At 44.1% G+C, this 9,788-nt stretch carries 6 protein-coding genes; 1 reads left to right on the top strand and 5 read right to left on the bottom strand.

The window, feature by feature from the left end; all coding sequences use genetic code 11:
• Positions 1–114: 114 nt before the first annotated feature.
• The 4 genes from ACTIE0_RS20640 to ACTIE0_RS20625 form a co-directional block, all read right to left on the bottom strand.
• Entirely contained in the window at positions 115–1,533 is a 1,419-nt protein-coding gene (locus ACTIE0_RS20640) for a peptidoglycan-binding domain-containing protein (RefSeq protein WP_006623250.1), read from the bottom strand.
• Between the two features lie 80 nt (positions 1,534–1,613).
• A complete protein-coding gene (locus ACTIE0_RS20635) occupies positions 1,614–1,790 on the bottom strand; it encodes a hypothetical protein (RefSeq protein ID WP_008054248.1) in 177 nt (58 codons plus the stop codon).
• Positions 1,791–2,010: 220 nt separating this feature from the next.
• Positions 2,011–5,790, bottom strand: coding sequence for a hypothetical protein (locus ACTIE0_RS20630; RefSeq protein ID WP_006623252.1), 3,780 nt, complete (start codon positions 5,788–5,790; stop codon positions 2,011–2,013).
• Positions 5,791–6,271: 481 nt separating this feature from the next.
• On the bottom strand, positions 6,272–7,285 hold the full coding sequence (locus ACTIE0_RS20625; protein ID WP_006623254.1) for a Gfo/Idh/MocA family protein: 1,014 nt from the start codon (positions 7,283–7,285) through the stop codon (positions 6,272–6,274).
• A 323-nt stretch (positions 7,286–7,608) separates the two neighbouring features.
• Here ACTIE0_RS20625 and ACTIE0_RS20620 point away from each other — a divergent pair, with 323 nt between their 5' ends.
• Positions 7,609–7,908 carry a ferredoxin gene (locus ACTIE0_RS20620; RefSeq protein ID WP_006623255.1) on the top strand — a complete coding sequence of 100 codons (300 nt, stop codon included), beginning with the start codon at positions 7,609–7,611 and terminating at the stop codon, positions 7,906–7,908.
• 82 nt (positions 7,909–7,990) lie between these two features.
• On the opposite strand, the gene ACTIE0_RS20615 is transcribed toward ACTIE0_RS20620, so the two are convergent.
• On the bottom strand, positions 7,991–9,646 hold the full coding sequence (locus ACTIE0_RS20615; RefSeq protein ID WP_006623256.1) for a SpoIID/LytB domain-containing protein: 1,656 nt from the start codon (positions 9,644–9,646) through the stop codon (positions 7,991–7,993).
• Positions 9,647–9,788 lie beyond the last annotated feature (142 nt).

Below are 9,788 nucleotides of genomic sequence, written 5' to 3'. Positions count from 1 at the left end.
TATAATGTTACGTGCTTTGAGGGATTCCTCCTTTACTGTCAGCAATGATGGTATTGCTATAGTTACAGTCCGAGCATTGTCAATCAATGTTCAGGAATGTTCAGCTTAAATGAATCAGTGCTGATTGATATGACCAAAACTAGGCCGAGTGACGTTAAATAAGTAGGTCTCTGTAGTCGGTCCAACAATCCCGGTGGTAGTGATATTATAGGCTTGCTGAAATTGAATTACAGCATTTTGGGTCTGGCCGTCAAAAAAACCATTAATCGGGCCATTATAGAAGCCTAACTCCCTTAACCGCCTTTGAATGCGCCGCACATTTTCTCCGGCGTTACCCATTGCTATATATGTATTAGGATTAGTTGCCACAGGTCTGACGACGAACCCTGGACCGGCTGGAGCTGCGGGTATGATGGGGCGTTGGATAGTAGCCCTAGCTAAATGGAATTGGGTGGTGGGTCCCACTTGACCTGTTTGGGTGATGGCATTATCCCGTTGGAAGCGAAGGACAGCCACGCGGGTAGATTCACCAAAAACCCCATCAATCATCCCTGTATAGTACCCTAATTGCTGTAATCGCTGCTGAAGTGCAATTACATCTGCTCCCCGACTTCCCAGCAGGAGAATTGAGGAGGGATTAGATTGGTTCATGGAAACATTGGTAGGGTTGGAAGTGATACCACCATGACCCAACACCTGTTGACTGGCGAGAAGGCTTTGGGTAGTGGGTCCAATAAAGCCTGTGGGGGTGAGACCGTTCACCATTTGAAAGTTACGAACGGCTTGGAATGTTACCTCATCATAAAAATTGGTAATTTGACCTGGGAAAAAACCGAGTCGTTGCAATTCTCGTTGTACTAAGCCGACTATAGGGCCAAAACTACCGGGACCAAGGCTAACATTTCCAGCGAGGCTACCTGTGCCGCGATTGAGAATGGCTAGGGTGTCTTCTGTAACTAGACCTGTGGCTGCAATTAAGTTGGCTTGCTGAAAACGAATGACGGCATCCCGGGTGATTGGTCCAAAATATCCGGTGGAGTTGTTGTTGAAGAAACCAAGATTTCGCAGGCGATTTTGGAGGCTGGTAACTCCGGGTCCGCTGTCTCCTAATCCTAAACCGATTAATTGGCGATCGCTGACTGGGATAGTATTGAGAGGCCGACTGATGGCGTTCTGGTTGGTTGCGATCAAAGCCACAACGGTATTAGGACCTACTATGCCATCTTGGACTAAACGGTTATCGCGCTGGAACCGAATAACTGCGTTTTGAGTTTCCTCACCAAAGTATCCGGTGGCGTTAGCGCTTAAATATCCTAATGCTCTGAGGCGGTTCTGAATTTGGGTAACTTCGGGTCCGAAATCCCCAATAGCTAAAACTGCCTGGGCTGCATGAGTTATGCTCAGAATCAGCAGCACTGTCCCTAGAGACAGAAGCCACCGATAGGCTAGAGTAGATAGTTTTCTGTTGAGAATGAGTTGCTGAGGATTTTCGTAACTCAGGGCGAGGTACAGATAAGCATAGGATTCCATCATAATTCTTCAGGAAAATATAGGAATGGGAAACACTTAACCCAAAAAAACCTAAGTTGCGGCTTCCCTTTCCATTATATCACTTATACCAAACCTGCGCGATCGCATAACATCGCTACAACCACTGAAAAAGCGGTAATTCCCAAGGCTACCCAAGGACTTTGACCTTGACTAACAGCGAAAGATGTGGCTACTCCAGCCCCTAAGCCAGCGGTCACGGCTGCACCAATCGGATCACGTTCTGATTCGGGTTTATACATAGTCTTTAGAATGATAAATTCCAATGGCTGCCACTGTAGCACCATGATTGAGAGGGTGGATGCAAAAGTTGCTAAATTGAAATTAAGGTTTAACTTTAGATAAGTTTCTTAACATTCGGTGGGTAAATTCGGGGGGTTTTTTAAGAAAGTTAACAAAATCGGCTCTGGGTCAGCAGGGGCTGGTATTTCCTCTCAATTCATCCTCACAGGTCTAGGGCTGCTATTCCCACCTGTCTAATTCTTGAAGGGAGTTTTGGAATAGGCTAAGAATTTGGTCTCTGCGGGTTTCAAAGTTGGCGGCACCCCAGATAAAAATTAATCCGCCGATCAAAACTACTATCCATTTTAAAAAGGAGTAAACTGAGTTTAAAATGATTAATTGATTGACAATATTAATAACAAATGTGGCTGTACCAATGTACAGAAAAGCACGAGTTTTTAGGCTTAAACCAGCACCAATGGCGATTAAACTAATGAGACCGGGAATAATTCCTACCCATTGACTTTCTAATAAGGAGATTACGCAAATTAAGCTAATACTGATGATGCGGATTAGGTGTCGAAGGGGTCGGCGTTGGGAACCTTTTAAGTAGGGTTCCACCTGTATAATATATAACATTGATAAAGCGGGAGGGGTGATTAGCCACAGTAAATAAGTATCTGCTGGACTGGCGAGAATGGCTTTTAAGATTACCCAATTGAGCAGAAAAATACTAATGTAAGTAAAGCGAATATTTTGACTTAATTCGGCTAGGAATACATAGAAAATGGCGGTGATGACGGTGGCTATATACCAGGAGGGTAGTTGGGGGGGATTAATGAAACTATGAATAATTGCTATAGCTCCTATTGGGAAAATGATGGCAGACCGTCGCCAGGGTGTCTGTGACCATCCCCAATTTTCCCAGGGGAATATATAGAAATAATAGGCAATTAGAGAAGCGATCGCACCTATCCAAGGAAACAGAATATTTCCCCATCCCAGGACATCAATCATATAATAAAGGATGGCTACGGCTTGCAATAAACCCAAATAAACCCAGATATCTTGTGGTTGTTGGTGGGGATGACTGCGACCCTGTACGATCGCATAACGACTGAGAAGGATGCCACTTCCTAACCCTACTAATGCACTAGTATTTCCGGGCATAAAAGATGATATTACTAATAATACACTAGCGATTAACCAATGGCAATGAGCGATCGCTTTAATTTCTGCCGCCGCCAGGTTCAAATATCTGGCTAAGGTTGATGATAAGATCCGATACAGATAGACGAAGCTGGTAGTTAATACGGTGAAGGCGACTAATTGATTAGCTAGGGGTTGGGAACTCACTTGCTGGAATAACATTTCTCCGGTGGCGACGGATACTCCGACTATTCCCAAATAAACTAGGGGTTTTAATGAAGAATGTCGCCGTCCTACTCCTATTAAAATAAAGGCAAATCCCAGGCTATTTAAGCCAGTCCATACGGCTATTTCATTAAATCGCAGAACTGTTCCCAATATACCATATAATAAAGGGATAACTTGCAGGGATTTGGGTAGACTCAAATCTGGGTGTTTTTTGTGCCACAAATCACCGCCTATTTGGACAATAATTCCTAAAGCTGTATTAGCGATCGCCAACAGAATTAAAGAGTGCGGTAAAAATGCCAAGATTTCAGATACGAGTAATTGTATCCCCCAAAATGTTCCATAAATACCATTATCAAAACTGCGAGTTGACAGAGTGGCTGTCTGAGTCCGAAATACTATGGCTGCTACAGTTAAAGCGATGATTATGACAGCGAATAAACTCGGTTGTCTTTGTTGTTGAAAAACTAACAGAGAATGAAAGGTGAGCAGTAGTAACTGTATCGCCGCCAGTGAAGTTCCCCACAGGTCTGCTGCTTGTCTATAGAGTTGGGATAACGAGGCTTCCCGGTTGAGTAAATTATGCCGTAATATCCACAGACTATTAAATACTATGGCGTTAATAAGTAACCAGTCTAAGCTAGAAATTATCGGGAATTCCCAGAGGATAGCGGTTAAGAAACTGAGACCAAACCCTACAGCGATCGCCGCTACAATTAGCCGACGTATATAATAGGAGTTAATGGCAATTATGACGGTGCTTATACCTAAAGATATCGCCCGAATTACAGGTATTTCGACTGTCAACAGTTGCGCGACTACTGTAGTCACAATGGCTAATTCAGCGGATTGTTTTTGTTTTGAATTGCTACCATATTTCCCGACAAAAGTCAAGCCCAAAGGTGTGATTAACCAGATTAAATTGACAGGTTCAATGCTATTGCTAAGTAGGAGATAGCTACAACCCGCCAAGACTAAACCTAGATAAAAACCACTTTTTCCCCAACTATGATCTGGGGTATCATATCGAGATATAAAGTAATGATGACTGGCGACATATAAGCCAAATTCTGCTACCATTAGCGACAATAAAATTATCGACCACTCGGTATAGTTAAGAGTAGGAATTAGCCAGTTGATGCTACTCACCAAAGCTAGTAAAGCGGTGATATGGGTTACATATACTCGAAATGGTGGGCGATAGTTTCGGCGTTTAGTAACTACGGCTAAGGTGAAAGTTGAGGCGATTAAATTAAGCGATCGCGTGAGAGGATTAATCACCCCCAACAAGGCTAAAAAGACTCCTAATAATAATGCGATTTGCTCGCCAAATAATGCCAATTTACGCTTAGGTATTTGATACAGCCACTCAGTAACCGCCAGCATCAAAATCAGATAGGGAAACCAGGTTAAGCTAAGTAGTGACCAAGGGTAATTTTGGCTGTTAGTAATTTCAGCAGCAGTGATAATAGTAGTTTGTCTCATACCACTAGGAATCATGAGTCCTAGTAACCAAACCATCTGTAATCCTATGGTAAAGATTACTAATAAATCCCGCCGTCGCCAAGAGTTTCGCAGGTGTTTAGTCCAGATAGAAATTACCAAAGCGCTAATTAGAAAACCGTGCCAAGGATAGGATATCAGAGAAATTAACCACCCTAAAAGTAGTAATCCGTAGCCGCCACGATTTATTAAAGGTGAGGAAAAATAGTAGATTAACCAGCCACAAATCCCTACAGCCAACCCTAAACCATTAAGGGGGAGTTCGGCGACAAAGATGCCGCGACTAAGGATAATAATTAGGCTATAAATTAACAGCGCGATATCACGATTAGCTAAGGGTTGATGATTGAGTTTTTGGCGAGTATAGAAGGATATAGATGCGGTGATAATTACGGCTAAATAAATGGCAATTATGGGAAAGTTTGACCAACTCCACCCCCAGTGAAGGGAACTGACAAGTAATAAATTGGCGAGTTGTAGCTTCTGGGGAACTGATGGTGTAGAATAGAGTTTAATGGTGGTACTGGATAGCAGGAAGGTGGCGATCGCAATGGTGATCCATCCTAGGGGATATCCCCATAATCCCAAGCCATCCATTGCCCAAAAATTGAGGGGAATTAACAGTAAGGTAACTTGACGCAAAGTAGCAGCAGTCAAGGTTAAGTTATTCTGTTTTTCCGTCCATTGGCTACCTACCCAAAATGCCAAAGTATAAGCTAGTAATACTCCATATTGTGCAAAAGCGGGGAATCTTTCCCACTGACTCGCCGCCAGTACGCCGGAAGATACCACCACCATAAACAGTCCTAAAAATAGCAGCCAACGCACACTGAGTTCAGCTTTGAAAGACTGTAATAATTGGGTAAATACGGGGGTAATGTTGGGCGGTAATGTGGCGGTGAAAGTAGTTTGAGGTTCCCTAATAATAGGTGGTTGAGCTTTCCTAACAGGGGGATGATATACGCGGGAAGGTGGCGGTAGGGGTAGAGGTTGACTTAGATGCAGCTTACAGAGTTGTTTAACCTGTTCTTGAGAAATTAAACCTAATTCTAGCCAATATTCCAAACCATCCAACAGATCTGGATTATCTGGATTAATGATAACTTTAACCGCGATCCATCGTTCCCAGGGTGAGGACATAGTTTGAGGATAGTTAATTCATGTTAATAGGTGAGTGGAACCATTCTGGCATCGAAAAATGATTTTGGCAAGATTTGCCAAGTTGATCGCCTAAATATATAATGAAGCTAGTACAGGCGAAAGGATGGGGAATTTGTGCCAATTAATCAACTGGCTGATCATCCATTGCCTTGGTTAAGGAACTAAAGCAGTTACATAGATGGCAGATTGGGGAATTTAGTTCCTAGGGACCCCAATTAAAACAGTGTCATAATTTCGGTAGCGGTAGGGATGAACTGTGAATAGGATCAAAGCATAAACCAACCACCACAGTTCAAACCCAGCCATGATTTCAGCGACTAAATTACCATTTCTCTCTCTTCTTCGTCTAATGGCTCAAATGCGGGCTAATCTTAATATCATGTTGTTAGAACATTATGATCAGCTTACCCAACTATTAGTGGTGATACCGAAATTGTCACTGATGTTCAATGCCATTAGATTAACTCTGGGTTAAAATCACAGTTTCGCCTGTTTCAGCAGACCGTCTAGCCGCATCAGCTACTTTCAGGGTATAAAGACTATCTGCGACAGAAACATAAAGAGGCGTTCCGTCAAAAAGGTGATCGAGAACCATAGTAGTATCCCGCGCAAACAAACCGCTACGACTTCCGACTTCAATGGGTTGAGGAGTATCTCCCCGTAGTAATTTGCCCTCTTTTGGGGTAAATATCAAAGTTCCGGCTTCCCCATAAAGGGTAAAAAGGTTTTCGGACTCCCAAAAGGTTTCGCCTTTTCCGTAGACGACCTCACCAATGGTCCCACAGGTAAAGTGTAACTGAGTCTGACACCAACAGGAACGATAACGATCGCCATCGACATTCCAAAACCGACTCTGGGCGTTTACAGAAGCCACAGCACCAAATAGGTCAGTCAAACGATGTAAACGGGAAAGCGCCCCCACCAAGGGAAAACCAAACAGAGAATTTTGGTAGGTCCAGCGATCATAAGCCGGACGTTGGGGGTTAATAGTGCTGTAGCGGGCATAAAATATGGTTCCGATCGCCTCTAAAGATGGTTTAATAGAATTGTGCAATCCTCCCAAAAGTTCCAGATGTTCCACATGAAGGAGTTTATGGCGCATTGAAGCCAAGGCGAGCAACTCCTCACCCTCTTGAGGATCGAGACAAAGGGGATATTCAACCACCACGTGCTTATCATTTTCCAGGGCGGCTTTTGCGATCGCACCATGATCGCGGTTAATGGTGCTAATCATAATCAGGTCTAAATCGTCTCGCTGTACCAATTCCAGCCAATTAGGGACTAATTCCGCATTAAACTCTTGACAGAAGGCTGCTGTAGTTTCTGGACTATGACCGGTAACCGCCACTAAATGCGATCGAGGATCAGAGTTGAGGGTTTGGGCGCGGGACTTAGCAACATACCCAGTTCCCACCAAACCGACGCGAATAGTGGAAGGGTTAGAAATTGTATTAGAAAAATTACTGGCTGTCATCTACAGACTGATATATTTTAGGGAGATATGACTAAGGCTTAAAACCCTAGCTCATCCATTATTATCCCTTATGCTGACGACTATGCAACCACCTGGCCCTATAGGCTGGCCAGATAAGATATAAGCAATTGGGATGTAATTAGAAAAATTTATAACAAAAACCATTCATAATATGGCCGCGAAAGGTTTTACAACCTCGTGTTTTTCCTTTAATATCAGAAAGTGAAGAAAACCGAGACCACAGGGAGTTAGGCTAATATTCCCTTGTGATTTATATAGGTTTTTCTTATCGATTTTTTTGAGAACTTAGAGAGGAACACTGAATGGCTACTTACAAAGTCACTCTGATTAACGAAGCTGAAGGCATCAACGAAACCATCGATTGCGATGATGATACATATATTCTCGATGCTGCCGAAGAAGCTGGACTAGATCTGCCCTACTCCTGCCGTGCTGGTGCTTGCTCCACCTGTGCTGGTACAATCACCAGTGGTACCATTGACCAGTCTGATCAGTCTTTCTTAGATGATGATCAGATCGAAGCTGGGTATGTTTTGACTTGTGTAGCCTATCCCACCTCCGACTGCACAATCAAAACTCACCAAGAAGAAGGACTCTACTAAGTTTCTCCAACCTGGTCAGAGAAGGGAGAACAGGTTATTTTGGTTACAGCGGATCTGTTCTTCCTTCCCCTATAGCCAGGATTTATGGAGATTGCTGCCCAGTGATTAAATAATTGTTCAGGGGTTCTAGTTGAGTCCCCGGAAAATAAAATTCCAAAATGCGATCGCTAGACCAACCCAACCGGGCGAGTTTATGCGATCCTATTTGGCTGAAACCGACACCATGACCAAACCCGCCGCCCACAAAATTATAGCCTTGCAGAGTTTGGTTAGGGCCATAAATCGGATCAATATAGAATAGGGTACTAATAGGAGGCCAAAAAGCACTTTGGACCTCATCCTTATGGATGGGGATAACACCCTTATCAGTTTGTACCTCCATTTTCAACACCCGGCCAGAGTGAGCCCTTTCCACCACCCTCACCTGTTGAATAGTGTTAAAATCTGCCAGGGGACTTTTGCGACGCTTGAGATAAAATTGCAGATGATTAGTCATGGCCTTGAGATCTGTTCGGTATTGCCAGCGAAAATCACTCCAACCCTCTTCATTAAAACCCTTCCTCAGACTCATAAACCGCCGGAAGTTCTGTTCATCAGCTAGGCTGTAGCTTTCCAGGTTCCACACATTTTGAGTAGTATCTAATACTGACCTGAGATAGGGTGGCTTGGGTCCATCCCAGACATCATTAAAATTAGCAGTAATGCCACCACTAGACGAGAAATACACGGCATCGACCAATTCCCCGTCATAGGTCAGCACTAGGCCCCTGGTGTTAGTAATAGCGTTATCAGTAGATGGGTAAACCTCCGTTAACCCCTTATATACTTGACAATCGGTATTGGCACAAATTTGATAATTGTCCGCCTCAAACCGATGCAGATTCCGCAAGACATAGGTACGCGCTAAAATAGCCTGGGCTTCAATAGAAGCAGCGGGAGGCCATGCGCCCATTTCATGGGGTACAACTCCCCGCAAATAGGTTTCTAAGGGAACATGGTTAACCAGGGTATAGGTTCCGTAGGCATCTGGCTGGAGTTTTAAACTGCCTCCATAAACTAAAGCCTGGGGGTCATCTCTTTTCTTACCTACGGAAATGACATTCTGGGGAGCTTCAATTTTTAACTCTTGGCGGTTGTAACGATAGCCACCTAACACCCAATAGGGGACGGGTTTCTCTCTGGCTACTTGGCTGGTGAAAGTAGGCTGATAGCCCTGGGCTTTTATGCTTTCTAGTAACCATCGGCGCAACAGGGGAGTTGAATAAGTTTCCCGAGAAGCCCAAACCTGCCATACATCAGGTTGCGCTAGTTCAACTTCGATGCCCATTTCTCGCCATTTGTTAGCCTGCTGTGCGGCGGTTTCATAGCTGCGGTGACTGCTAAAAATCAGACGTTCGTTAACTTGGGGTTCTGGAAGGGGTTGCATTCCCACCTGAATAACGGCGCTGAGGGTATGCAGGACTTGTTCACCTTCGGGGGTAGCAAAACGCAGCCTGAGATGGTCTCCAGGTTTGGCTTGCAAGACGAGGGTATCTGTGGGGGTTTTACCAAATTGCTGCACTACGCCTACTTCTAGGATAGGGTTAATTTCTTCTTGGGCGATCGCTTTAGTCGGTGTCAGTCCCAATAAACATCCGAACATTAAAACCATTGGCAACTTGCCTAAACTCTTAGAAACAGACTGACCACTACTCCGGGAGTATAGGTTAGGTTGGGGGGCTGTTATCGCGTTCATCATCTCGACTCTCAGATATCAGGACACGCTATCCATTATACGAACAGCACTGGAGCATGAAAACCTTGTCTCAAGAGAGCAAGGATGAAAGGCGACACGGGTATAGTGCCCGTCAGCCCAAGACCTGATCAACTCTCGAACAACA

Origin of the sequence: Limnospira sp. (genome assembly GCF_051859755.1) — a bacterium.
GTDB classification, from domain to species: Bacteria; Cyanobacteriota; Cyanobacteriia; order Cyanobacteriales; family Microcoleaceae; genus Limnospira; species Limnospira fusiformis.
Note: the sequence above shows the minus strand (reverse complement) of the source record. Positions and strands in the feature narration are given on the sequence as shown.